Here is a 24,639-nt window from a genome sequence, read left to right on the forward strand (position 1 = left end):
AGCTTATATTGCTCATCCAAACTCGGTACTTATGCTAATCTGGCAGTATATTGTGGCAAGATTAGCGTGAGTGCACTTTGTTTACTGTTTACCATTCCAATAAAGTTGATACTTTAAAAATCCTTCTCGTTCACTTAATCAAAAGTGACCCTCTGGCTAACCCATTCGACAAAGAGCAGATCTTGGTACAAAGCCCGGGTATGTCTCAGTGGCTTAAAATGGAGCTGGCAAAAGAGTTTGGTGTTGCCGCAAACATCGATTTTCCTCTTCCTGCTACTTTCATCTGGGAGATGTTTACCCAAGTTCTTCCTGATGTTCCCAAGCGCAGTGCCTTTAACAAAGAGGCGATGACTTGGAAGCTGATGAGTATTCTGCCCGCTAAGCTCGACCATCCTGATTTCTTGCCGCTGCAGCGTTATTTGGAAAACGACACCGATAGCTCCAAGTTGTACCAATTGGCTGAGAAGATTGCCGATATTTTTGATGGTTATTTGGTGTACCGACCTGAGTGGATGGCGGCTTGGGAAGCGGGTGAGCCTGTGTCTGAGTTGCAAGATGCGGATGGTCAACAAGAGCATCCGTGGCAGCCGATCTTGTGGCAGGCTCTGTATGAGCAAACACTATCCCAAGGTCAATCAAAGTATCACCGTGGTAACTTGTACCATGACTTTATTGAAGCGCTCGCACAGCAGAAAGATCAGCTTTCCCACCTTCCGAAGCGGTTGTTTGTATTTGGTATCTCATCACTACCACCACGCTATATGGATGCCCTCAAAGCGATGGGTGAACACATTGATGTTCATTTGATGTTCACCAATCCATGTCAGCACTATTGGGGCGATATTCGTGATAGAAAGTATCTAGCAAGAGTAGAAGCTCAGCGTCGTAAGCAGTTTGCTTTGGTCGAGGGCTCGCCTCAGTTAGAAGGGGAGGTTTCGCCTCTCAAAGATGGCCTAGAAGCTAACGTTGAAGATGAACTGCATACTAGCCAGGCGGTGGGTAATAGCCTACTGGCATCGATGGGAAAACTTGGTCGTGACAATCTGTTTTTATTGTCCCAGTCTGAGTGTGAAGAGCATGAATTTTTCATTGATGTTGAGCGCGATAGCCTATTACATCAGCTTCAAGCCGATATTTTGGAGCTTGAGGAGCATCAAGATGATCACATCCTTGATTCGAGTGAACATAAGCAGAGTATTGCTGTTGGGGATCGTTCGTTAACGGTTCATGCTTGTCATAGCCCGATGCGTGAAGTGGAAGTGCTGCACGACCAGTTATTGGCGATGTTTGATAACGATCCCAACCTAAAACCACGCGACATTATCGTAATGGTAGCGGACATTAATGCCTACAGCCCTGCGATTCAAGCGGTGTTCGGTAATGCGCCGGGCGAGCGTTATATACCTTATTCGATCTCTGACCGTACTGCTGATCAAGAGAGCCCAATCTTAACTGCATTCATGCAGCTGGTGGCGCTGCCTAAGAGTCGTTGTCTTGCTTCAGAGCTGCTTGAACTACTTGAAATCCCGGCGATGATGGCGCGATTTGATATCGACGAATATCAATTTGAGCAAGCTAAACAGTGGGTTGAAGAGGCGGGTATTCGCTGGGGTGTTGATGGCAGTACCGCAACAGAGTTTGATCTACCCGAGACTCAACAAAACACTTGGCTGTTCGGTATCCAGCGGATGCTGCTTGGCTATGCGATGTCAGAGTCAGCAGGATTATTTGAAACCGCCGAATCATCGATTGCCGCATACGATGAAGTGCAAGGCATGAGTGCAGAACTTGCGGGTAAGCTCGCGCACTTTATTGACCGTATTGCCTATTATCGACAGCGCCTCAATCAGTCACAATCGATTGAACGTTGGCGTGAGACTCTGCTTAACTTGATTGATGATTTCTTCAGCGTCGAGCTGGAAGGCGAAGTAGTATTGAAGTCGATTCGCGATGCTCTAGGGCAACTTAACGAACAGCTCGATGATGCTTTATATGAGCAAGATTTATCACCAAGCATCGTTTATCAGTATTTGAATAATAAACTCTCTGGGGCACGCATCAGCCAACGTTTTTTAGCTGGGCAAGTGAACTTCTGTACTCTGATGCCGATGCGTTCGATTCCTTTCAAAACGGTATGTCTGCTGGGGATGAATGATGGTGTGTATCCGCGCTCTATGCCACCAGAAGGCTTTGATTTAATGAATGGCCGTACTCGTCCGGGTGACCGTTCTCGCCGTGATGATGATCGTTATCTGTTCTTAGAGGCGATGTTATCGGCGCAAGAGAGTCTGTACATTAGTTATGTTGGTCGCTCTATTCAAGATAACACTGAGCGCGTCCCGTCAGTGCTGGTGTCTGAGCTGATCGAATACTGCGAGCAAAACTACTGTCTGCAAGGTGACGAGGCTCTGGGAAGCGACGAATCTGGGCGTAAGCTGAGTCAAGCGCAGATGTTTGAGCACACCATGACGCCATTCAGTCCGAGTGCTTTCATGCCGGACCAAGACAATTCACAGGTTAGCTACGCTAAAGAGTGGCTGCCTGCGGCAAATCGAGCAGGCGAGCGCAGTGGTGAATTTAACCGAGCGTTAGAAGATTATCTTGGCGGAGCAACTTACCCACTTGAGCTTGATCTGGTCGAGTTACAGCGTTTTTGGCGTTTACCTGTTCAATACTTCTTTAATCGCCGTTTAAAGGTGGTGTTTGAGCCGCCGTTACCAGTGATGGAAGACGACGAACCGTTTGTGTTGAATGGTCTAGAGAGCTATCAACTTAAAGATGCGCTATTACAAGTATTGATTGATAACCCTCGATCACCCGATGAAGCCATTCGTCACTTTGTCGCTAAACAGAAAGCTCAAGGTCGTTTGCCGGTTGGGGCATTTGGTGACATTGAGTTTGAGACCAATCGTGTGCAAGCCGAGGAGCTAGCCAAAGAGATCCAGTTCGTGACTGGTGCGCCTAAAGAAGATTTAGAGGTCAATATTACGATAGACAGCCTCGGCGAAGGAAAACCGGTCAAGTTGATAGGTTGGTTAACGCACAACTATCAATCGGGCTTAGTCCGCTATCGCAGTGGTAAAATTCGCGCGCAAGACTATCTGGCCGCTTGGATCGACCACTTGTGTTGCAATGTGATGGGCAACCCGCAAACAACGCATATTATCGGCTACGACAAAAAAGAGGGCGTGGTGCATCTTACGCTTAGCCCTCTGAGTGATGTTCAAACTGCAAAGCAGACTTTGGGTGAGCTCGTTCGTCTGTTCTATCAAGGTATGACTCAGCCGCTTCCATACTTTCCTAAAACGGCACTGGCAGGGGTTGAAGCGGGCTTTAGTCGAGGAAAATGGGTTGATGATGAAGAGAAATCTTTGAAGAAAATGGCGGATACTTTCAATGACAGTTACGCGTTTACCGGTGAAGGACGCGACAGCTACATCTCACGTATTTGGCCGAAGTGGGATGAAACATTAGCGGCGGAAGCAAGGCTGTACTCGACGTTAGTGATGCAAGCCGCGCGTTTAGCTGCGGTTGATCCCAATGATCAGGAGTAATCTAGGGCGATCGTCAAGATCGCTCAACCCATACCAATTAGACCGATGCTTATGGCAAGCTTATTACGATTTTAGAATGAGTATAGATCGGATGAGGGAAGTGCTGAGAAGTCAGGGAGTGAAAAGCACAGGAATTAAAGTGGCCGCCAGTAAATCATTATTAGTGTAGGGCGTTCGCTGTACGGCCACAGGTCAGAGGGACCATTATTCTTTTGGTTCTTTAGCGGCGAAAAAGTAATCGTCTGCCTGAACTCGTGGGCGCATAGTAACGACGTGCACCAAATTGATCCGTGAGAGAGATCGCACTCCCTAATAAGATATTGGTACTAGACCAGATTTGTATGACGTTTTTGATACTAGGTCACATTTGTAACAGAATAATTAAGAAGAAGGCAGCTCGGTATGACTACCACAAAACGTGATCTCGTTATCACGCCACAAGCGCTTAATACCATGACGTTTCCTCTGCATGGGGCGCGATTGATTGAAGCTTCTGCAGGTACGGGTAAAACCTTCACGATAGCCGGCTTGTATCTGCGACTTTTGCTTGGTCACGGCACTTCTGAGATTGGTGTTAATGGTGAAGAGCCGAGTCGACATCGGCAGCCGCTAACGGTCGATCAGATTTTGGTGGTGACCTTTACCGAAGCGGCAACAGCAGAACTTAGAGACCGTATTCGTGCACGTATCCACGATGCGCGCATTGCTTTTGCACGTGGTCAGAGTAGCGATCCTGTCATAGCCCCTCTACTCGAAGAAATTGACGACCATACTGGGGCTGCCCAAATCTTGCTGAATGCTGAAAGACAGATGGATGAAGCGGCGGTATACACCATTCACGGTTTCTGCCAACGCATGCTAACGCAAAATGCGTTTGAGTCGGGTAGTCGCTTTGACAATGAATTTGTGACCGACGAAAGTCATCTAAAAGCGCAAGTGGTGGCGGATTACTGGCGTAAACAGTTCTACCCATTACCGCTGCAGTTGGCTGGAGAAGTACGTAATATCTGGGGTTCACCTTCTGCTCTGTTAGCGGATGTAAACCGCTACCTGACAGGCGCGCCGTTAAAGCTAACAGTAGAGGCGATGTCTGGTGATCTGCAATCTCTTCACAACAGCAACCTTGATAAAATCAGAGCACTCAAAACACAATGGCTGGCATCGCAAGAGGACTTTCTGCCCATTATCTCGGGCTCAGATGTTAACAAACGCAGCTACACCAAAAAGTCACTGCCGACTTGGTTAGAGGCGGTAACGACTTGGGCGCAAAGTGAGACACATGATTATCAGTACCCAGATAAACTCGAGAAGTTTTCTCAATCAACGCTAAACGAGAAAACACCGAAAGGCACGGCTCCTTGTCATGAGGTTTTTGAGGCGATTGATACCTTCTTAGCACAGCCTGCGGATATGAAAGCGCCGCTACTGGCACATGCAATTACCCATTGTCGAACCATGCTTGCCGCGGCTAAAGAGCAGAAGCAGTGGCTCTCATTTGACGATCTACTGACCCAGCTCTCAGCGTCGATTGATGTCGATGAACAGTCACTGTTGGTCGAACGCATTCGTACTCTTTATCCAGTCGCGATGATCGATGAATTCCAAGATACCGATCCGCTGCAGTACAGCATCTTCAGTCGTATTTATCTGGATAGCCCACAATGTGGCTTGTTTATGATTGGTGACCCGAAGCAGGCGATTTACGGCTTCCGTGGCGCAGACATTTTTACCTATATCAAAGCGCGTAACCAAGTGAGTGCCCACTACACTCTTGGTACTAACTGGCGTTCAAGTGCAGACATGGTGAGCGCGGTAAATCAGGTGTTTAGCCAATCTGACAGTCCGTTTATCTATGACGAAGATATTCCATTTCTTCCAGTCGCTTCGAGTCCCAATGCCGATTTGCGTCACTGGACACTTGGCGACCAGGTTCAACCTGCGATGACATTTTGGTTGCAAGAGGCGGAAGATAAGCCCTTACCTAAAGGGGAATATCACGCAGCGATGGCAGAAGCGACGGCGAGCCAAATTCAAACAATATTGACCGCTTCTCAAGACCAGCAAGCGTTTCTTGATAACGGCAAAAGCCAAAAATCGATTCAAGCGGGTGATATAGCCGTCTTGGTGCGAACCGGTAGTGAAGGGCGTTTAGTTAAGACGGCGCTTGCAGAGCAAGGCATCGCCAGTGTTTACCTCTCCAACCGAGACAGTGTATTTGTCAGTCTTGTTGCTCAAGACCTTCAACGTTTGTTGCAAGCGGTACTAACCCCAGAAAATGACCGAGCTCTTCGAGCTTGTTTGGCTTCTGAGTTGTTTGCCCTTGATGCGGCCACACTAGATCAACTGAACAACGATGAGGTTGTTTGGGAAAACGCAGTCAATGAGTTTCGTGAGTATCGAAAGCTGTGGCTACAACGTGGCGTGCTACCGATGTTACGTGCGGTGATGAGTAAGCGCCACCTAGCAGAACGATTGTTGGAAGAAGAGAATGGCGAGCGAGCACTGACGGATTTAATGCACATTGGTGAGTTGCTTCAGCAGGCGAGACAAGAGCTCGATAGTGACTATGGTCTGCTGCGCTGGCTCGCGGAAGCGATCATCGATGCGCAGAATGGCTTGGGTGGCAGCGAAGATGACATCCAACGTCTAGAGTCTGAAAGAAACTTGGTGCAAATCGTGACTATCCATAAATCCAAGGGTTTGGAATATGACTTAGTGTTCTTACCATTTGTAGCAAGCTACCGTGAAGCGAGCGAAGGTAAATATTACGACCACGCTACAGACACCACGGTTCTCGATATCACCGCCAGCGATGCAGCGTTAGCGCAAGCCGACAAAGAGCGTTTAGCGGAAGACTTACGTCTGATCTATGTAGCGCTAACCCGTGCTGTTTATGGCTGTTTTATTGGTATGGCGCCACTGCGTAAAGGGCGTTCAACCAAAGAGCCGACAGGGGTGCATTTGAGTGCGATGGGCTATCTGGTGCAAAATGGAAAAGAGTGTGGTACCGCTGAATTGCAGCAAGCACTGGCGAGCTTAGAGAGCAGTAATCAAAGTATTACGCTGAGCGAGACGCCAATAAAGCACGAGCAGCCTTTTGTGGCTAAATCAGAGCCTCAACCTGATCTCCAAGCTCAAGAGTTGAAGGCGTCAATTGACCGTGCGTGGCGTATCACCAGTTACTCTGGATTAGTTAAGCAAGGGAGTCATGGAGCGAGTCATGATGCGACGATGGAAGTGTCGGGTTTTGATATTGATTCTGCTGATGAGCAGGATGAAGGCGAACTGATTGAGCCAGAGCGCTCTATCTTTACTTTCCCTCGAGGTGCAAGACCGGGTACGTTTTTGCATACTCTGTTTGAAGAGGTCGAGTTTACCGAACCAGCCACCAGTGAGCACAATACCCAAGTAATTACTCACTTACTGGAAATTGAGCAGTATGAGCTTGAATGGTTGCCGGTTCTTCAGCAATTGGTTGATACCGTGCTTAACACTGCGCTAGATGGTAAAAAGCTTAAATTAAGTGAGAAAAATGCGTCTCAGCGACTTGTTGAGATGGAGTTTTTATTGCCCATTGAGGTATTAGCATCTTCAGAACTTAACCGAGTCATCCAGTATCATGATCCTCTTTCGGCGAAAGCTGGTGACCTCGGCTTCCACACAGTGCAAGGCATGTTGAAGGGTTTCATCGATTTGGTGTTTGAACACGAAGGCAAATACTACGTGCTTGACTGGAAATCAAACCACTTAGGCGATGATGTGGCGGTTTATCATGGCGATGCTCTTAAAGGCGCTATGGCTGATCACCGATATGATTTGCAGTATCAAATTTACGCCCTAGCTCTGCACCGTTTCCTACGCAGCCGAATCGCTAATTACAGTTACCAAGAGCACTTTGGTGGCGTTTATTATCTGTTTTTACGTGGTATGGATGGACAATCCCAGCAAGGAATCTTTTCCGCTAAACCAAGTGAAGCCATGCTTAATGAAATGGATCAATTGATTGACGGCAAGGTCGTCGATCGCCAAACAACCCAATCGAATGATGACCACGCTGGACAGATGGAGCTTATATAATGACACCCATTGATTTACACCAAGCGCCGTTAATGGATGTACTAAAGGTTTTGGCTGATAAGGGGACAATTCGCCAGCTCGATTATCAATTTGCTCGCTTTATCACCCAGCAAGCGAGTGGTTACTCACAAGAGGCCGATACTGCTCAGCAGCTTGGTTTTCTTGCGGGTGTGGTTAGCCATGAGTTGGGAAAAGGTCATATCTGTATGCAACTGACAGTGAGTGATCACTATCAGTCAAATACACCCGCTGACTTAGCGCAGTTGCTTGGGCTATATGGCGAAGCTGCACAGCAGCTCAATCAACGTCTATTGAATATCGATTGGTCTGCTATTTTGAGTAACTCAAGTCTGGTTGGCACCACTGCTGCCTGTGTTAAGCCACTCATGTTTGACGGGCAGCGTGTCTATCTACAGCGCTATTGGAATTATGAGGTGGTGCTTGCTGAGGCTTTAAATCGCTTGAGTCATCCGGTGGAATTTAATCTAGAGCAGAAGCGAGCACTGACACAAACGCTTAATCAACTATTTGCTCGGAGCTATCACTTTCTTTTTAATGCTTTGGCTAAGGCTGACGCGAATGGTCACAGCACGCAAGTGCTTCGCCAGCAGCTGGTTTGCGATCACTTAGATATTGTCTCTGAATCTGAACTCAATTGGAGCGAGATTGATAGAGTGGTAGCGGATGCACGTCAGGTTTCTGACCTGAGTGTGTTGGATGAGTTGGTGCCTTTGTCGGTATGCCTCAATTGGCAAAAAGTTGCGGCAGCGGTAGCACTCAGCCGACGTTTTGCTGTGATATCAGGTGGTCCTGGTACAGGTAAAACCACCACAGTAGCGAAACTGTTATCCGCGATGGTCGAACAGTCATTGAACATGGGCAAAACGCCGACCATTAAATTGGTTGCGCCGACAGGTAAAGCGGCAGCGCGTTTGACCGAGTCAATTGGTAAAGCGATCGATCAACTTCCAGTTGAACCTGTAGTGAAAGAGAACATCCCCACGGAGTCGAGCACCTTGCACCGCTTACTTGGTGCTATTCCAAATCGTGCTGAGTTTAGACATCATCGTCGAAATCCACTGCATCTGGATATTCTGGTTGTCGATGAAGCTTCGATGGTTGATCTCTCTATGATGTATAAGCTGGTGGACGCACTTCCTTCTCATGCGCGTTTGATTCTTCTGGGAGATAAAGACCAACTAGCCTCGGTTGAAGCCGGCGCTGTATTGGGCGATATTTGTGATTTCAATGCTCACGGCTACAGCGCATCTCAAGGGAGCTTGATTGCTGAACTGACGGGCTTTAACGCTTTGTCTAGCCACAACGTAAGACACAACAACATCAGTTCGGCTCCAGCCGTCGCTGATAGCTTGTGTATGCTGCAAAAGAGTTATCGCTTTGATGCGCGTTCCGGTATCGGTCAACTGGCTAAGGCAATTAATGCTGGGTCAGCCGCGCAAGTTGACTTGGTATTGAATAAAGGTTTTGCCGATATCGAGCACCACTCTCTTTCCAGTGACAGTTATAATTTGATGCTACGTACTTTGGTCAATGAGTACGGCGGTTACTTAAATTGTATTCACCAACCGTTAGCTGAAGGCGAGAAACAGGAGGGGCGCGCTAAACAAGCCCTTGATCTTTTCAGTCAGTGTCGACTTCTTTGTGCGGTACGAGATGGTGATTTTGGTGTTTCAGGATTAAACCACCGTATTGAGCGAGCTCTAGCGGCGAGGCGTTTGATTCAACCTCACAATGAAGAGCTCTGGTATCACGGTCGCCCAGTGATGGTAACGCGTAATGATCATGGTCTTGGTTTGTACAATGGTGATATTGGTTTGTGTATGCTGGATTCCACTATTACCGAAGATGGTTCATCGCCAAGACTTAAGGTTTATTTTGAGCTGCCTGATGGCAGTGTTAAGGCGGTGCTGCCTAGTCGAGTGCCTGAGCATGAAACGGCTTATGCGATGACGATTCACAAATCTCAAGGTAGTGAGTTTGATTTGACCTTAATGATTCTGCCACCGGAGTTCAGCCCGATTTTGACGCGTGAACTTATCTATACAGGCGTGACGCGTGCCAAATCTCGCTTGATGATGTTTAGCGATAACTCAGTATTTAAGCGAAGTATTAAGGTGAAAACTCAACGTGTGAGTGGCTTGGCGGTTCGTTTGGGAGGCGGTGAACGCTAAAGGAATAAAGAGATGACGATAGGAAGCAGCCGTTCGTGGTGGCTTCTTTGAGTAAAGGGTCTTACTCGTTACTGAGAAAGGCTTTTGTAAAAGAGATATGGTTTATCTTGTATTTTGCTTGGCAGTTCAAGATAAACTCTTTTAGGTTATCAGTGACTGGAAACACACAATGGACGTCGAGCCCTTCAAGAAATTGGTTGTCAGCCATATCCCAGAAGCTCTGTAGCGAATTACAAATAACGGTTCTCATATCAATATGCTCTTTTTGCTTTTTGTTATTAACGGGCATAGCCAAAGTTTAAGCCTGCGATGTTAAGTTTAAGCAATCCGTGCAAGTCCCCATGCGAAGAACGCATAGACGATTCCAATCAATGTTTACTAAGAATGTAAATCGGGTAAATTCTATACAAGTATTGGTGTGAATAAAAGTGCATAGTTTATAAATCTCATATAGTAATCGATTACATTTGCAATCAATTTCTATCGAAAGTGAGAAAAGGCACCAGATTTAAATTTTAGGTGCCGGAATTTTGCACAAAACATCAAGTTTTAGACGTTCAACGCCAGTATTTTCGATTTGCGTTGATAGTTGTACAGGCTTTGTTTTTCCATTGGCAGTTCATCGACTCCAATTTCATAAAAACCTTGCTCCCTAAACCAGTGAAGGCTGTGGGTGGTCAGTACGAAAATCTGATCAATATTTTGGGATTTAGATTGGTGCCTCATGTAATTGAGCAGCAGTTGCCCACGGTTGCCATCTCGGTAGTCTGGATGAATAGCAACACACGCCATTTCCGCCATATGATCTTCAGGGTAAGTGTAAAGTGCGGCGCAACCTATGATCAGTCCATCCTTCTCTATGATGGTGAAACGGTGAATCTCTTGTTCGAGTTGTTCACGAGAGCGACGAACCAAAATACCTTGCTCTTCAAGAGGACGAATGAGATCGAAGATACCACCGATATCATCGATTTGCGCTTGCCTTACTTGTTCGGCACTCGCCATAACCACTTGAGTACCGATACCATCAAACGAGAACAGTTCTTGAATTAGCGCGCCATCGAGTTTATAGCTGATTAAGTGACAGCGTGGTACACCAGCGTGGCAAGCTGCAATCGCGCCTTTTAAAAAACGTTGAGTGCCGCTACCCATATTGAGGGTTGGATCTTGCGACTCTGTGAGGCGATCAAGTATCTGTTTAGCGTCTTTTGGAAATAGCTCTGCAAGTACATTGCCATCGGTGTCTATAACCCCTTGTTCAGAACAGAAACCAATCAGTTTATCGGCCTTGAGGCGAATCGCGACTTGGGTAGCGACCTCTTCAGAAAGAAGATTAAAGCTCTCCCCTGTTACGGAGCTTGCAATAGGGCCGAGTAGAACAATCGAGCCTTGAGCTAGAGTACGGTTGATACCCTCGATATCAATACGGCGGATTTTTCCGCTATGACAGTAGTCAGTCCCATCATCGACTCCAAGCGGTTGTGCAGTGACGAAGTTCCCACTCATGACATTGAGCTGCGTGCCGGCCATCGGGGTATTGTTTAAGCTCATTGATAAGCGTGCGGTGATCGCAAGTTGTAATTGTCCAGCCGCTTGCATAGCTACGCCTAATGCATGCTCATCAGTAACTCGGATATTCTTGTGGTAAGGGGTATAGCAATCTTGCTTGGATAGCAGCTCGTTGATTTGCGGACGAGCTCCATGAACCAGAACAATTTTTACACCTAGACTATGAAGGAGTGCAATATCATTAATGATGTTACCGAAGTTGCGATCGGCCACCGCTTCGCCTCCCAGCATAATAACCATAGTTTTTCCACGGTGTGCATTGACGTAGGGGGTTGATTGTCTGAAGCCTTTAACTAAGGCGGTGCTTCTTAATTTCACAGAGAGAATCCGTTCTGGTTATTTATTCCCAAATTTAACATTTTTATTCAGTCGTAAACAAGAATATTTTAGGAATAAAATAGTGAGCCACCGTAAAGAATACTTTATTCTGTAACATTATTGAGTGTAGAATGTCAGTTGCTTAAAATTGAGTAGTAATGGTTATGCAAGCCCCAGTAAGTAAAAACAAAATTGATGACATTACGAAGAGCTTAATTAGCGATTCGGATAAGAGAAAAAACGCTAACTTTAAACATAAGTTGGTCGAACGTAGCTTAATGGTGCTAGCTTTAGTGGGTACGATCGCAGTGGTGATCTTGTATCAAGGGGTCTTTGCCCGCATGCAGGCTGCATCGACACCTAAAAGTATGATTTACGGCACATGGGTGGAGCAGAATGTTGCGCATTACGCAGCCGATGAGTTTGTGCTGAATGATAGAGGCGTGACGGTCGCTGGTTCTGTGATTGCGACTGATTTTAGCTTTGATGGCAACTATTTTAAGTATCGCTCTGCAGGAAAGACCTATCGTTTCAAAATGGTTAACTCGGATTATACCGAGATGAAGCTCGATTCCGATGCACACTACAACCCTGTCTTTCGTTTAAAGGGCTATAACGACCATTCAGTTCGTTAGGTTATCTTACTGTAAACTCTTACAAACTTAGATTGAGTTATTCAGCCGTTTTTGTCATCCTCGTTGCATAGAAAATTTTGGATGATTCTTGTGATTAAAAAATGGCTCCCTCTGGTTTCGGCCTCAGTACTATTCGGTTGTGCGCAACCGACAGACCGCGCTCAACAGTATCTTGATGATGAATTTCCTCGTACCTTAAATAAGGTTGAGCAGATCGAAACCAACTCCCCTAGAGACTACACGGCTTTTTATGAACAAGCTGCAATGGTGGTCTCTAAGTCTCCCTCTATGGCAAAAATCTATCAGCCACTTTATCAACAGTTGAATGAGTGGGCTCTGCAAAGTGGTGACCCTAAACAACTGTCCAATTACGGTGTTGAGGCTGCACAACTTGGTGGTGGAGACAAGCAGGGTAATGTTCTATTTACTGGCTATTTCTCACCTGTGATGGAGCTGCGTCATGAGCCAAATGAGGAGTATCGTTACCCTGTCTACGCATTACCAAATTGTGGTCAGGAGTGCCCAACGCGAGCTGAAATCTACGACGGTGCATTAGACGGACTAGGGTTAGAGCTTGGTTATGCCGCGAATCGTATCGATCCATTCATGATGGAAGTGCAGGGCAGTGGGTTTGTACATTTTGGTGATGATGACACCCTTAAGTATTTTGCCTATGCCGGAAAAAACAACAAAGCCTATGTCAGCATTGGACGTGTATTGATTGAACGAGGGTTGGTGCCTCGTGAAAAAATGTCTCTTAAAGCCATTAAAGAGTGGGTGATGGAAAATGATCCAGAAGTCGTGAAAGAGCTTCTAGAACAGAACCCTTCTTTTGTTTTCTTCCAAGCAAATGAAGATTTGTCGGTAATGGGCAGTGCAGGTATTCCACTACTACCGATGGCGGCTGTTGCTGGTGACCGATCTATCTTGCCGATGGGGACACCGATTTTAGCGGAAGTGCCACTGCTAAATGCTGACGGCACTTGGAGTGGGGCGCATCAGCTTCGTTTATTGTTGGTACTGGATACTGGCGGTGCGGTGAAGCAAAATCATCTCGATCTTTATCACGGTATGGGACCAAGAGCTGGCACAGAAGCGGGACACTACAAGCACTTTGGCCGAGTTTGGAAGCTTGGGTTAGACGGCAGTGCGACCGAAGCACCCTGGGCGTTGCCACCTGAAAAGATTGAGTAAGCTAGCGCATTGAACTACATCGGCTAATCCCCTAGACTTTTTATTCAAGAGTGCGTATAAAACGCACTCTTTCTTTTTCTAATGCAATAAATTGGCGGCAACAATGCGTGAATTGACCACACCAGCTTCTGAAAATTATGACCAACGATTCGGCGGGACTCGCCGTCTGTATGGCAATAGTGAAGTTGAAATATTAAGAGCAGCACATGTTTGTGTGGTTGGTATCGGTGGTGTTGGTTCATGGGCTGTTGAGGCTTTGGCACGTACTGGTGTTGGTGAGCTCACCTTGATCGATATGGATGATGTGTGTGTGACAAACATTAACCGTCAGATCCATGCAATGACTGGTACAGTTGGTCAAAGCAAGATTGAGGTGATGGCTGAGCGCGTTAAGTTGATCAATCCTGAGTGTAAAGTGAATCTAATTGATGACTTTATTGGTCCAGACAATCAAGCTGAATACATTACCAAAGAGTTCGATTACGTTTTGGATGCGATCGATAGTATGAAAGCAAAAGCATCTCTGTTGGCGTACTGTCGAAGCAATAAAATTAAGGTGATCACCACCGGTGGTGCTGGTGGTCAAGTTGACCCGACTCAGATTCAAGTTGCTGATTTAACCAAGACCATTCAAGATCCGCTCGCTAAGAAATTGAAAGATACGTTGCGTCGTCACCATAACTTCCCGAAAAATCCAGCGCGTAAGTTTGGTATTGAGTGTGTGTTTTCAACCGAACAGCTGAAATACCCACAAGCTGATGGCAGTGTATGTGCAGCTAAAGCGACGGCAGAAGGGCCTAAACGTATGGACTGTGCGACGGGTTTTGGCGCAGCGACTGTGGTAACCGCAACCTTTGGCTTTGTCGCTGTATCGCGCATTGTTGAAAAGTTGATTCAGAAGTATAAGAAGTAGGAGCACTAGATGCATTCATTCCCTAACTCTCCTTTTGGTTCCACAATTACCAGTGATGACATTGTCGAGAAAATGGCAACGTTTCGTGGCTGGGAAGATCGCTATCGCCAAGTGATTCAGTGGGGGAAAAAGCTTCCTCAAATGCCTGATGAATTGAAAAGCGAGCAAGTGACTGTGGCTGGCTGCGAGAGCCAAGTGTGGTTGGTGGCTCAGCAAGACGGGGATGTTTGGCATTTCTGTGCTGATTCTGATGCGCGTATTGTGCGCGGATTGATTGCCCTGGTAATGGCCGCTTTTGATGGCAAAACGTCACAGCAGATCCAAGTATTCGATATCGATGACTATTTTGCAAAGCTTGGTTTGATTGATCACCTTAGCCCTTCTCGTGGCAATGGCCTAAAAGCGATTGTTGAGCAGATAAAGCAGCTTGCTTCTTAGTTGAATTGCAACGAAAAAGGTTGGCCTTCTAAGCCAACCTTTTCTATATTTTACTCGCTAAAGCATGTCTACCGCTTTCTCTATAGCAGCAATCAGTCTTTCAACATCTTCAATATCGTTATAAATCCCAAACGAAATTCGCACCGTGCCTTTGATCCCTAATGCATCCATCAATGGATGAGTACAGTGGTGGCCGGCTCGAACCGCAATGCCTTGTTGATCGAGCAGCGTCGCGATGTCTTGATGATGCACGCCATCCATAATAAATGTGACCACGCTAGAGTTAGGTTGGTAGCCAATGACTTCGATGTCATCCAATTGAGATAGGGCTTGGTAGGTCATATCGACCAATTGATGAATGTGCGTTTCTACTTGCTGTTGTTCGAACTGGCTTAGCCATTGAATCGCCGAGTCCAATGCGATCGCACCAGCCACATTAGGTGTGCCTGCTTCAAACTTTCCGGGCAGTGCAGAGTAGGTCGTTCCCTCAAAAGAAACACGTTCGACCATCTTCCCTCCGCCATGCCAAGGTGGCATCGACTCTAGTAATTCTAGCTTGCCATAAAGCACACCGATCCCCGCTGGTGCATAAAGTTTGTGTCCTGAGAATACGTAGAAATCAGCGTTCAGCTCAGTCACATTGACAGTCTCATGAACAACCCCTTGTGCACCATCGACAACCACGATCGCACCGACAGAGTGTGCTTTTTCTATGACTTGTTCAATAGGTTGACGTGTCCCCGTGACATTGGTGACTTGCGCCAGAGCGATGATTTTAGTTTTGTCATTTAACAGAGAATCAAAAGCAGCCATATCGAATTGGCATGTTTTGGTCATTGGTACCTTAATCACTTTAGCACCGGTTTGTTCGGCGACGATTTGCCACGGCACAATATTAGCGTGGTGCTCAAGTTCACTGATCAGAATCTCATCCCCCGGCTGTAAAGAGCTTCGAGCATAGGTTTGGGCAATTAAGTTCAGTGCTTCAGTTGCGCCGCGAGTCCAGATGATCTCTTTGCTTGAAGCAGCGCCAATAAACTGAGCGACATTATCCCTCGCAGCTTCAAATTGACTGGTCGCTTTGGCTGTAAGACTATGACTTCCACGGTGGACATTGGCATTTTGCTTAGAGTAATACTCACTAATCGCATCGATCACCACTTGAGGTTTCTGGGTTGTCGCAGCGCTGTCTAAGTAGATCAGAGGCTGTTGATTAACCTGTTGGGTGAGCGCAGGAAATTGCTTGCGAATGTGTTGGATGTCTAGCATCTAAAATTACCTAAGGGTTGAAGATTGGATAGGGCGCCGAACGTAGCACTTCTATTTATTGTATCGTGAGTTACTTGATTGTGGAGACTACTATTTACACCACAGCGCTTCTTGCTGTTTTACTCGGTCAAAAAGTGCTTGATTGACTGGCGTTGCGATACCGTGTTTGCGAGCGGTATTAAGTAAGTGACCCGTAATGAAGTCGATCTCGGTTTTTCGCTGATAGAACATATCTTGCTTCATCGATGAGTTGTTGGCTGCAGTAGCCTGGATAACTTGCTGAACGATTGAACTGAGCGACTCGATAGAGGTTGGTAGATTCTCTGCAGCCATAATTTCAACGACTTCGGCAATAATCTCATTGATTAAAGATTGATACTTCTCCTCTGCGAGCTGACCATTTTTGACCTGTTCTAGACCAGTCAAAGGGTTAATCGCACAATTCACCGCAAGCTTATTCCACAGTGCTTGATGGATATTGTCGTTCCAAACAACGTCGGGAAGGGCATGATTTAGCACATCAACTAAGAAGTCACACTGGTTGCCGTTGCTGTTGTAGCCACCAAGTTGGGTATTGCCGTGTCCCGTGTGATGAACCTGATTTGGCGAGCTTTTATAAGCCGCTTGAGTTGTAGTAGCAAGAACAACCGGAAACGGTTCAACTTGTGAAGCGATGTTATCTACTGCGCCCATGCCGTTATGCATGAAAAGAAGAATCGCGTCTTTATGTATATGAGGAATAAGCGGTTGGATCGCTGATTCCACTTGCCAAGCTTTTACTGTAATTAAGATAAGGTCACTGGTGGCAAGCTTGGTTTTATTATTGTTGTCGAATCGCACTTCTGCTTGTTCGTCGAGTGATATTAGGCAGGCGGTTTGAGTGGAGCGGCTCCAGACTGATACGTTATGACCAGCTTGATGAAGTTTAATTGCCCACAGAGAGCCAACGGCTCCCGGGCCGACAACAGTAATATTCACAATACGACCTAGTTTTATCAAATAGGTGCTCAGGATAGCGCTGCAGAATATGAAAGCAATAAAAAATGGCACCCGAGGGCGCCATTTAGGAAGTTTTCTTAAAGCTCAGATTAGAACTTGTAAGTTGCTGCGATGTAGTGAGCAAAGCCAGATGTCTTACCAGCTAGACCACCGTCTTTAAGACCGTATACATCGTTGTATGCTTTTAGGCCGTAACCTAGAGCATAGCGATCGCTGTGCCAGTAGATACCATTGAACATTTGACCGCCGTGAGATGAGTTTAGAGCAGCGAAGTCATCGTTCACGCCGAATTGGTAGTCAATGTAGCCTTGGTAAGACACGAAAGAGCCGTTCTCGAAGAAGTAGAAAGGCTTGAACCAGTTAGCCGAGATTTGGTAGCCGTTCCAATCTTTTTCATTAAGGTCGTACATACCGTATAGGTTAACGCCAACTTTACCCAACCACGGCACTTCAACATCAGAACCTAGACCAATAAATGTTTGGTATAGAGGTTTGTTTGAAACAACAACGTTATCGCCTGTATTAGGGTCAATATCAGTTGTTTCGAAAGAGTACTCTGCGCCACCGTTGATAACAGTTTGGTTTGCAATGTATAGCTCTTTTACTGGACCGAAAGAAAGATCTTTACCAGTTAGTCCATCAAGAGACATACGAGGAGCGAATTTTGCAAAAATACGGTCTGAACCAGTTTTGTCGCTGCCGCTGTTATTTAGCACGTTAAAGAAATCAACGTAGCCGTACAGTTCCCAAATACCTGAGCGGCCGCCGAACTCCATTTCAATGTAGTCGTGTGACGACTCACCTGGAAGCTCATCGAACGCACCCATTAGGTTGAACTGCATCCATTTGTAATCGTTCTTGTGAGTATCGCCGTCTGTGTAGTCTGCTGCCATTACTGGAGCTGCAGTTGCTGCTAGAAGGCCAAGAGTTAGAAGTGATTTACGCATAAGGGAACTCTCTCTGTTAAAAATAAGTAACTCGCTAATCCATGCGTGTTAGTGATGTCCGAATGCCGAGCATGATAGCGATTTTGCTCTCAATTAAAAGTGAGAATGGATGCAAACTAGAAATAAAAGAGTGACTCTAGTCACACAAATGATCTAAATAAGGGAACTTTAAGGGTATAGTGCAACTTGATGCTGCCAGGTTTTTATTGATTTAGCGATTGCTGCACATTTTATAGATGAATTGAATAATTGGTGTACGAAGCAAACGTTTTTGCAGTATCTAGTGATCTAAATCTTGTTATCAACATGAATGGTACAAAATAATTTGACACCAAATCTTCAGTTATATTCGAGATTTTATTTCAATATAAATAATACAAATTGGTTGAGCCACAAATAAAAAGAGAACCAATAGGCTCTCTTTTATCACTGTGAGTTAACTGACTACTATTTCTGTTGCCGTGCTTCTTCAAGCAAGCGAGCGAAGAAGTGTCGAAGGGAGTAGAGCATCAACAAGCTAGGTATCACCATGAGCGCGGTAATAATAAAGAACAGCGACCAATCATTGAGGTAGTCGACAAGTTCTCCACTAAAAGAGGCCAACGTTGTGCGTCCAAAGTTCCCCAGAGAAGCAAGGAGCGCATATTGCGTCGCAGAAAATGCTTGCCCAGTTAACAAGGTTAAAAACGACACAAACGCTACCGTAGAGAAAGCGGTTGTAAAGTTATCGACAATAATAGTCGCGAGGAACAAGGTTTCACTTGGCCCTGCTTTAGCAATCCATGCGAACATCAGGTTACTGCCCGCCATCGCAATACCACCGATCATCAACCCTCGAACGATACCAAACTTCACGTTGAAGATACTGCCTAACAGAGTGAAGAATATTGTCGCTCCCCAGCCAATCAACTTTGAGTAGTGACCGATCTGTTCGTTGCTAAAGCCTATCTCTTTGTAGAAGGTGATAGACATACGGCCCAAAAAGGCTTCGCCAATTTTAAACAAGAACACAAACAAAAGTAGAGTGATTGCCACTTGTACGCCATTGCGCTTGAAGAAGTCATAAAATGGTTCAATCACAGTTACACTAAACCAAGCGACGATTTTCGAATCGATCACTTTATTATGACGTTGTTGAGCTTGCTCTTGCAGCCGTTCACGTTCTGTTTTCGGTTCTCCAACCAGTAATGTGAACAGCATTAAGACTACCACTACACCAGTCATACCGTAGTAGACACCATTCCATCCAATTGCGTCAGCGTTAATAAATGCGAGATAGCCCGGCAAGGAGTAACCTGTCCACCAACCGACCACTGCCATTGCAGAAGCTTGTGGTAGTTTTGATGCTTCAGATTTAGGGAAGGTATCGATACGAAACGCATCGATGGCGATATCTTGAGTTGCAGACGCAATCGCAATACCCAGAGCCAACATTGAAGTAAACATCAAATCGTTGGCAGGATTAACACCTGCGATAAAAAGGGTGGCAATCAATACGATGGATTGACAGAAAAATATCCAGCTACGACGTTGGCCAAGTATTGCATGAAGCACAGGTAGTTTGACGCGGTCTACTAATGGTGCCCACAAGAAATTGATCGCGTAAACGGCAAATACACTACCGAAATAACCAATCGCAGCACGGGTTAATCCGGCATCTTTCAGCCAGCCTGACATGTTGGAGCCGATTAATACCCAAGGAAAACCGCTGGAACAACCGAGCATAAACACCCAGAGTAGTCGTTTATCTAAATAGCTACGGAAAGTTTGCATCCATGAAAGTGAGGAAGAGCCTGAAGACATAGGGCGTCCTTGTATAGAAAAACGCCCTTAATGAGTTAAGGGCGTGAGAAGAGATTATTTGATAACTTTGACGGCTGTAATCACGATTGGGTCTACTGGGATGTCAGACATACGACCCACGCGCTTAGTTGGGATGGTCGCCATTTTCTGAACGACATCGAAGCCTTCTGTCACTTCACCGAATACCGCATAGCCTGGATTGCCAGCACCAGCATTTAGGAAGGTGTTGTCAGAGTAGTTAATGAAGAACTGGCGAGTTGCAGAGTGTGGCGCGTTGGTACGTGCCATCGCAATCGTCGCGGTTTTGTTCTGTAGACCGTTGCTGCCTTCATTTTTGATTGGCGCATAAGTCGGTAGACGGTTCATCTCTTCATCAAAGCCACCACCTTGAGCCATAAAACCTGGGATCACTCGGTGGAATTGGCTGCCAACATAGCTGCCATCTTCTACGTACTTTAGAAAGTTTTCCGAGCTGATTGGTGCTTGCTCTTCATTAAGTTCGATCGTGAAATTACCTAACGTAGTCTCAACCGCCACTTTGGGGCCAGCCCAAACGCTCGCGCTTAGCATTGCTAGAGTAATAGAAGTTAGAATACGACCCATTAGAAATGCTCCTTCATGTAAGTTTGAAGTTCTTGGTCGTTGGCGATTTCAGTCAGAACTAGATTGATAACGTCGTTTAGCACCAGAGCAATATCTTCGTTTGAAGCACTTAATGCTCCTGTGCGAACTGCTGTACCATTAAAGGTCTTGACCAGTTTGCCTGCCGGAGTTTCAGCTGTTACTTCCAGCGTTACCTTACCATCCATTTGGTTTTCCATGATGGTGTGCTTAACCGTCACTAAGGCTTCTTGGATTTCAAGAACAACAGAGTTTTCGCTATTAACGCTCGCTCGGAAGCCTTGAGATTCAAGCTGTTGAGCTAATACGTTCTCTAAAGAGATGCGCATGTTCTGCTTAGCATGAATAGGTTGAATGTTGGAACGGCCGCTATCCACGAGTGCGACGTATTGTGCCGCACGTACATCTTTACTGCTTAGAGTGTACGTTTTGCCTTGTACTAGGTTGCTATTACTGAGAGAAGCTTCTGGAGCTAGGTTGATCTGCTCTTGTTGAGGCGCAGAACACGCCGTCAAAGCCATAATAGAAGCTGCTAAAATCAGTTTTTTCATTCCAATATCCTTTCTAATTCCACACGAGACGCACGGCACTTTCCCGTACGCGCAATACCACAGCTACTTATTAAAGTTAGCGGGCTCTCTTGTTGCTTGTAATATCTCAAATTTTTGGTTCAATTCAAGCGTTTCGACGTTCGCCTTGCCAAATAATCTCGCTAACTTTACATCGTATCCGAGGTGTCGGTTGCCAATAACAATTAATTTGCCCCCGTTACTAAGAACATGCTTTGCATCACAAAACATCTGCCATGCAATATGGTCGGTGATCGCTTGTTGTTGATGAAAAGGAGGATTACACAGAACCAAGTAGGTGCTGTTCTTCTTGAATCCATCTAAACAGTTATTGGCAATGAACTGGAAGTTACCCTCGTCCCCGATGTTGTGATGAATGTTCTGCTTGGCAGATTCCACCGCCATAAAGCTCTCATCAACACAGGTAATGCGAGCCTGTGGGTTCAGTTGCGCCGCTTTAACACTTAATACTCCGTTGCCACAACCTAGGTCGATGATATGACGAAGCTCCGGATCTTGCGGGATGTGCTCAAGCATATAGCGAGCGCCCTGATCGAGTGCTTCCCCTGAGTAAACATTCGGTAAATTTTTCAGGCGGATATCTTCACCATCAACGTCCCACTCAACGTACGGTTCAACCTTGTGAATAGGCTGACAGTTTGGTGACGAGAATACCAAGCGGTGTTTTTTCTTCGCTAATGAGGTTTTGGTTTCACCGAGGTACTTTTCAAATAGATTGAGGGTAGAGGTGTGAATCTCTTTTACTTTATTGACACCAATCACTTGGCATCCTTCAGGAAGAGCCTGACGCAATTGACTTAGTTGCCACACTAAATGGCGATTGGTTTTTGGTAGCTGCATCAATACCAGATCAACACCAGCTGGGATATCATCCATGGTAGTGAGAAACTGAACGCGATTACATTGGTTACGTTGCAGGTTTTTGAGTGCGCCTCGATGAGAAATAAACGAGTCGCTCATCATTGTCACGTCGTGATCTTGTGAGAACCAAGCGGAGAGTGCACCAAAGTGATCATTGAGAATCAGGATGTGTTTTCCAGGCTCTAGATCCATCTCTTCGACATGATTGATAATGTATTCATCACCAGCATCCCACGCCTGCAGGGTTTCACTAGAACGTTTAGGGAAACGATGTAGAGTCAGGGCTCTGTCGTGTAGGGTAAGTTCGGTTTTCATGACTTAGATACTTTATGTGAGAAATAACGGCGGCATTCTCTCAAAAGCGGACTAAACAAGATAGAAAAAACTCTACATTCCTATGAGTGTCATGTATTAAAGACACTTACCCACTTTGGGTTTATACTGTTTTGATAGTGAATAATAAGAGTCCGATAAAGGAATCATGATGATCCAAGAAGTCATTGAAACTAAACTGCATAATGAGTTTGAGCCAACACATCTCAATGTAGTAAATGAAAGCTACATGCACAATGTTCCAGCAGGTTCTGAAAGCCATTTTAAAGTGGTTGTGGTGAGTGATGCATTTGAAGGTCTGCGTTTGATTGCACGTCACCGAGCTGTCAATCAAGTGCTGTCTGAAGAGTTAGCGAATCACATCCATGCGCTCTCTATTCATACTTATACAAAAGAAGAATGGCAGAAGCAGTTTGACAGCGTGCCAGACAGTCCAATGTGTATGGGTGGCAGCAAGTCATAAAGCGGGTAGATAAACAAAGGGTGGCATTGGCTGCCTTTTTTATCGCCAAATCTATCGGTTTTTCGTTGTTATATTGACCAGCTTGATGACACCTTAAACGATCTGAAATACCCATAAATAGTAATGTTTTTATTAACAGTGTTTCAACATAATCGGAAAAATATTACTTTGTGACAGAGTGTTAATCTCTTGTTTAAAACGCGATTAAAATGCCTTTTTATCTGTGCGGCTCGTCAAAATTATTCATATTTGAGAGTCCATATGCTTCAATTCTCACCAAATATAACCCTTATTCAAGTTATTGGTCATGGCATCAAGACGTCAAAAAATGCTAGAATACGGCACCTGATAAATCTCACCTCATTTTTGTGATGAGTTTATTAAGATAATGTTGCGATTTTGGTGCCTTAATTTTACCAAAACCGGACACTCTAATGTCGTGTCTAAGGGCGCATAAAAACCGTCCTGAATTTACGCAATTAAAAGAATCTTTTTCCCGATAAAGTAGTGCAAGTGCGTATGATTACAATAAAGAAGGGCTTGGATCTTCCTATTGCAGGAGCTCCATCCCAGGTGATTAATGATGGTAAGTCCATCACTAAAGTCGCCTTGCTTGGCGAAGAGTACGTTGGTATGCGTCCTACGATGCATGCTCGCGTTGGTGATGAAGTGAAGAAAGGCCAAGTTCTTTTTGCAGATAAAAAGAACCCAGGTGTTGTATTTACTTCTCCAGCAAGCGGTAAAGTTATTGAAGTAAACCGTGGTGCTAAGCGTGTTCTTCAATCAGTAGTGATTGAAGTAGCAGGCAATGAGCAAATCACGTTCAATAACTATGAAGCTAACCAACTAGCAGGTCTAGACCGTGATACGGTTAAGACTCAGCTTGTTGAGTCTGGCGCATGGACCGCTCTGCGTACTCGTCCGTTCAGCAAGGTTCCAGCTGTTGATTCTGAAACTCAGGCTATTTTCGTAACTGCTATGGATACGAACCCTCTAGCTGCTGAGCCAGAATTGATCATTAACGAGCAGTCTGATGCTTTCGTTGCTGGTTTAGATATTCTTTCAACTCTAACGAGCGGCAAGGTTTACGTTTGTAAAAAAGGCACAAGCCTACCTCGTTCGTCTCAGTCTAATGTTGAAGAACATGTTTTCGATGGCCCACATCCTGCAGGTCTTGCAGGTACACATATGCATTACCTATATCCGGTAAATGCAGAAAACGTAGCGTGGAGCATTAACTATCAAGACGTTATCGCGTTCGGTAAACTTTTCCTAACGGGTGAAATTTACACAGATCGCGTTGTTTCTCTGGCTGGTCCAGTCGTAAACAACCCACGTCTTGTTCGTACTCAACTTGGTGCTAGCCTTGATGAGCTTACGGACAGCGAGTTGATGCCAGGTGAAGTTCGTGTGATCTCTGGTTCAGTACTAACTGGTACTCAAGCAACAGGTCCTCATGCTTACCTTGGTCGTTACCATCAGCAAGTTTCTGTTCTACGTGAAGGTCGTGATAAAGAGCTGTTCGGCTGGGCTATGCCTGGTAAGAACAAGTTCTCTGTTACTCGTTCATTCCTTGGTCACCTGTTCAAAGGTCAGTTGTTCAACATGACAACGACAACGAACGGTAGTGATCGCTCAATGGTTCCAATTGGTAACTACGAGCGCGTAATGCCTCTAGATATGGAACCTACTCTGCTGCTTCGTGATCTATGTGCAGGCGACGTTGATAGTGCTCAAGCACTAGGTGCGCTAGAGCTAGATGAAGAAGATGTAGCATTGTGTACCTTTGTATGTCCAGGCAAGTACGAGTACGGTCAACTACTTCGTGAATGCCTAGATACGATTGAGAAGGAAGGGTAATTT

General features: G+C 45.6%; 18 protein-coding genes. 9 read left to right on the forward strand and 9 right to left on the reverse strand.

All coding sequences use genetic code 11. The features are described from left to right. The first annotated feature begins 77 nt into the window (after positions 1-77). From recC to recD, 3 genes are all read left to right on the forward strand, one after another. A complete protein-coding gene (gene recC, locus AC6I7V_RS03165) occupies positions 78-3,554 on the forward strand; it encodes an exodeoxyribonuclease V subunit gamma (RefSeq protein WP_498011320.1) in 3,477 nt (1,158 codons plus the stop codon). A 402-nt stretch (positions 3,555-3,956) separates the two neighbouring features. Further along, a complete protein-coding gene (gene recB, locus AC6I7V_RS03170) occupies positions 3,957-7,631 on the forward strand; it encodes an exodeoxyribonuclease V subunit beta (protein ID WP_498011321.1) in 3,675 nt (1,224 codons plus the stop codon). Further along, a complete protein-coding gene (gene recD, locus AC6I7V_RS03175; protein ID WP_338062721.1) occupies positions 7,631-9,823 on the forward strand; it encodes an exodeoxyribonuclease V subunit alpha in 2,193 nt (730 codons plus the stop codon). The genes recB and recD overlap by 1 nt, the downstream gene beginning before the upstream one ends. Before the next feature lie 61 nt (positions 9,824-9,884). Here recD and AC6I7V_RS03180 read toward each other — a convergent pair whose 3' ends face one another. Both AC6I7V_RS03180 and argA read right to left on the reverse strand, forming a co-directional pair. Next, positions 9,885-10,073 carry a hypothetical protein gene (locus AC6I7V_RS03180; protein WP_255231297.1) on the reverse strand — a complete coding sequence of 63 codons (189 nt, stop codon included), beginning with the start codon at positions 10,071-10,073 and terminating at the stop codon, positions 9,885-9,887. Positions 10,074-10,372: 299 nt separating this feature from the next. Then, the gene (argA, locus tag AC6I7V_RS03185; protein ID WP_255231296.1) at positions 10,373-11,710 is read right to left on the reverse strand and encodes an amino-acid N-acetyltransferase; all 1,338 of its coding nucleotides are present in this window, start codon (positions 11,708-11,710) and stop codon (positions 10,373-10,375) included. 158 nt (positions 11,711-11,868) lie between these two features. Here argA and AC6I7V_RS03190 point away from each other — a divergent pair, with 158 nt between their 5' ends. The 4 genes from AC6I7V_RS03190 (at position 11,869) to csdE (ending at position 14,890) form a co-directional block, all read left to right on the forward strand. Continuing rightward, positions 11,869-12,345 (forward strand): DUF2850 domain-containing protein, encoded by a 477-nt coding sequence (locus AC6I7V_RS03190; protein WP_255231295.1) that lies wholly within the window; start codon positions 11,869-11,871, stop codon positions 12,343-12,345. An 81-nt stretch (positions 12,346-12,426) separates the two neighbouring features. After that, positions 12,427-13,539, forward strand: a complete 1,113-nt coding sequence (gene mltA / locus AC6I7V_RS03195) for a murein transglycosylase A (RefSeq protein WP_255231294.1) — start codon at positions 12,427-12,429, stop codon at positions 13,537-13,539. Positions 13,540-13,642: 103 nt separating this feature from the next. Next, a complete protein-coding gene (gene tcdA / locus AC6I7V_RS03200) occupies positions 13,643-14,452 on the forward strand; it encodes a tRNA cyclic N6-threonylcarbamoyladenosine(37) synthase TcdA (RefSeq protein ID WP_032551412.1) in 810 nt (269 codons plus the stop codon). A 9-nt stretch (positions 14,453-14,461) separates the two neighbouring features. After that, complete coding sequence (gene csdE / locus AC6I7V_RS03205) at positions 14,462-14,890, forward strand: cysteine desulfurase sulfur acceptor subunit CsdE (RefSeq protein ID WP_498011322.1); 429 nt, start codon at positions 14,462-14,464, stop codon at positions 14,888-14,890. A 57-nt stretch (positions 14,891-14,947) separates the two neighbouring features. Here the strand turns inward: csdE and csdA are convergent, their stop codons facing one another. The 7 genes from csdA to AC6I7V_RS03240 all read right to left on the reverse strand — a co-directional run bounded on the left by csdA (position 14,948) and on the right by AC6I7V_RS03240 (position 22,295). Further along, the gene (csdA, locus tag AC6I7V_RS03210) at positions 14,948-16,159 is read right to left on the reverse strand and encodes a cysteine desulfurase CsdA (RefSeq protein WP_498011323.1); all 1,212 of its coding nucleotides are present in this window, start codon (positions 16,157-16,159) and stop codon (positions 14,948-14,950) included. Positions 16,160-16,249: 90 nt separating this feature from the next. Further along, positions 16,250-17,137, reverse strand: coding sequence for a 2-dehydropantoate 2-reductase (gene panE / locus AC6I7V_RS03215; protein ID WP_498011324.1), 888 nt, complete (start codon positions 17,135-17,137; stop codon positions 16,250-16,252). 110 nt (positions 17,138-17,247) lie between these two features. Then, a complete protein-coding gene (locus AC6I7V_RS03220; RefSeq protein WP_498011325.1) occupies positions 17,248-18,105 on the reverse strand; it encodes a nucleoside-specific channel-forming Tsx family protein in 858 nt (285 codons plus the stop codon). Between the two features lie 447 nt (positions 18,106-18,552). Continuing rightward, positions 18,553-19,908, reverse strand: coding sequence for an AmpG family muropeptide MFS transporter (locus AC6I7V_RS03225; protein WP_498011326.1), 1,356 nt, complete (start codon positions 19,906-19,908; stop codon positions 18,553-18,555). Positions 19,909-19,962: 54 nt separating this feature from the next. After that, positions 19,963-20,511: a peptidylprolyl isomerase gene (locus tag AC6I7V_RS03230; RefSeq protein WP_150871279.1), complete on the reverse strand. Its 549-nt coding sequence runs from the start codon at positions 20,509-20,511 to the stop codon at positions 19,963-19,965. Further along, complete coding sequence (locus AC6I7V_RS03235; protein ID WP_255231288.1) at positions 20,511-21,080, reverse strand: YajG family lipoprotein; 570 nt, start codon at positions 21,078-21,080, stop codon at positions 20,511-20,513. Before AC6I7V_RS03235 ends, AC6I7V_RS03230 begins: the two co-directional genes overlap by 1 nt. 63 nt (positions 21,081-21,143) lie before the next feature. Further along, positions 21,144-22,295: a methyltransferase gene (locus AC6I7V_RS03240; protein ID WP_498011327.1), complete on the reverse strand. Its 1,152-nt coding sequence runs from the start codon at positions 22,293-22,295 to the stop codon at positions 21,144-21,146. Between the two features lie 169 nt (positions 22,296-22,464). Here AC6I7V_RS03240 and bolA point away from each other — a divergent pair, with 169 nt between their 5' ends. Together bolA and AC6I7V_RS03250 are read left to right on the forward strand one after the other, a co-directional pair. After that, complete coding sequence (gene bolA, locus AC6I7V_RS03245; protein WP_255231763.1) at positions 22,465-22,776, forward strand: transcriptional regulator BolA; 312 nt, start codon at positions 22,465-22,467, stop codon at positions 22,774-22,776. A gap of 519 nt (positions 22,777-23,295) precedes the next feature. Further along, on the forward strand, positions 23,296-24,636 hold the full coding sequence (locus AC6I7V_RS03250) for a Na(+)-translocating NADH-quinone reductase subunit A (RefSeq protein WP_261882682.1): 1,341 nt from the start codon (positions 23,296-23,298) through the stop codon (positions 24,634-24,636). Positions 24,637-24,639 lie beyond the last annotated feature (3 nt).

It is taken from the genome of Vibrio sp. KUL70 (assembly GCF_059725515.1).

Coding starts and splice junctions, on each gene's coding strand:
- recB (WP_498011321.1), top strand. CDS start 3,957: ATGACTACCACAAAACGTGATCTCGTTATCACGCCACAAGCGCTTAAT.
- recD (WP_338062721.1), top strand. CDS start 7,631: ATGACACCCATTGATTTACACCAAGCGCCGTTAATGGATGTACTAAAG.
- AC6I7V_RS03180 (WP_255231297.1), bottom strand. CDS start 10,073: ATGAGAACCGTTATTTGTAATTCGCTACAGAGCTTCTGGGATATGGCT.
- AC6I7V_RS03190 (WP_255231295.1), top strand. CDS start 11,869: ATGGTTATGCAAGCCCCAGTAAGTAAAAACAAAATTGATGACATTACG.
- mltA (WP_255231294.1), top strand. CDS start 12,427: ATGATTCTTGTGATTAAAAAATGGCTCCCTCTGGTTTCGGCCTCAGTA.
- tcdA (WP_032551412.1), top strand. CDS start 13,643: ATGCGTGAATTGACCACACCAGCTTCTGAAAATTATGACCAACGATTC.
- csdE (WP_498011322.1), top strand. CDS start 14,462: ATGCATTCATTCCCTAACTCTCCTTTTGGTTCCACAATTACCAGTGAT.
- csdA (WP_498011323.1), bottom strand. CDS start 16,159: ATGCTAGACATCCAACACATTCGCAAGCAATTTCCTGCGCTCACCCAA.
- AC6I7V_RS03220 (WP_498011325.1), bottom strand. CDS start 18,105: ATGCGTAAATCACTTCTAACTCTTGGCCTTCTAGCAGCAACTGCAGCT.
- AC6I7V_RS03225 (WP_498011326.1), bottom strand. CDS start 19,908: ATGTCTTCAGGCTCTTCCTCACTTTCATGGATGCAAACTTTCCGTAGC.
- AC6I7V_RS03230 (WP_150871279.1), bottom strand. CDS start 20,511: ATGGGTCGTATTCTAACTTCTATTACTCTAGCAATGCTAAGCGCGAGC.
- AC6I7V_RS03235 (WP_255231288.1), bottom strand. CDS start 21,080: ATGAAAAAACTGATTTTAGCAGCTTCTATTATGGCTTTGACGGCGTGT.
- AC6I7V_RS03240 (WP_498011327.1), bottom strand. CDS start 22,295: ATGAAAACCGAACTTACCCTACACGACAGAGCCCTGACTCTACATCGT.
- bolA (WP_255231763.1), top strand. CDS start 22,465: ATGATCCAAGAAGTCATTGAAACTAAACTGCATAATGAGTTTGAGCCA.
- AC6I7V_RS03250 (WP_261882682.1), top strand. CDS start 23,296: ATGATTACAATAAAGAAGGGCTTGGATCTTCCTATTGCAGGAGCTCCA.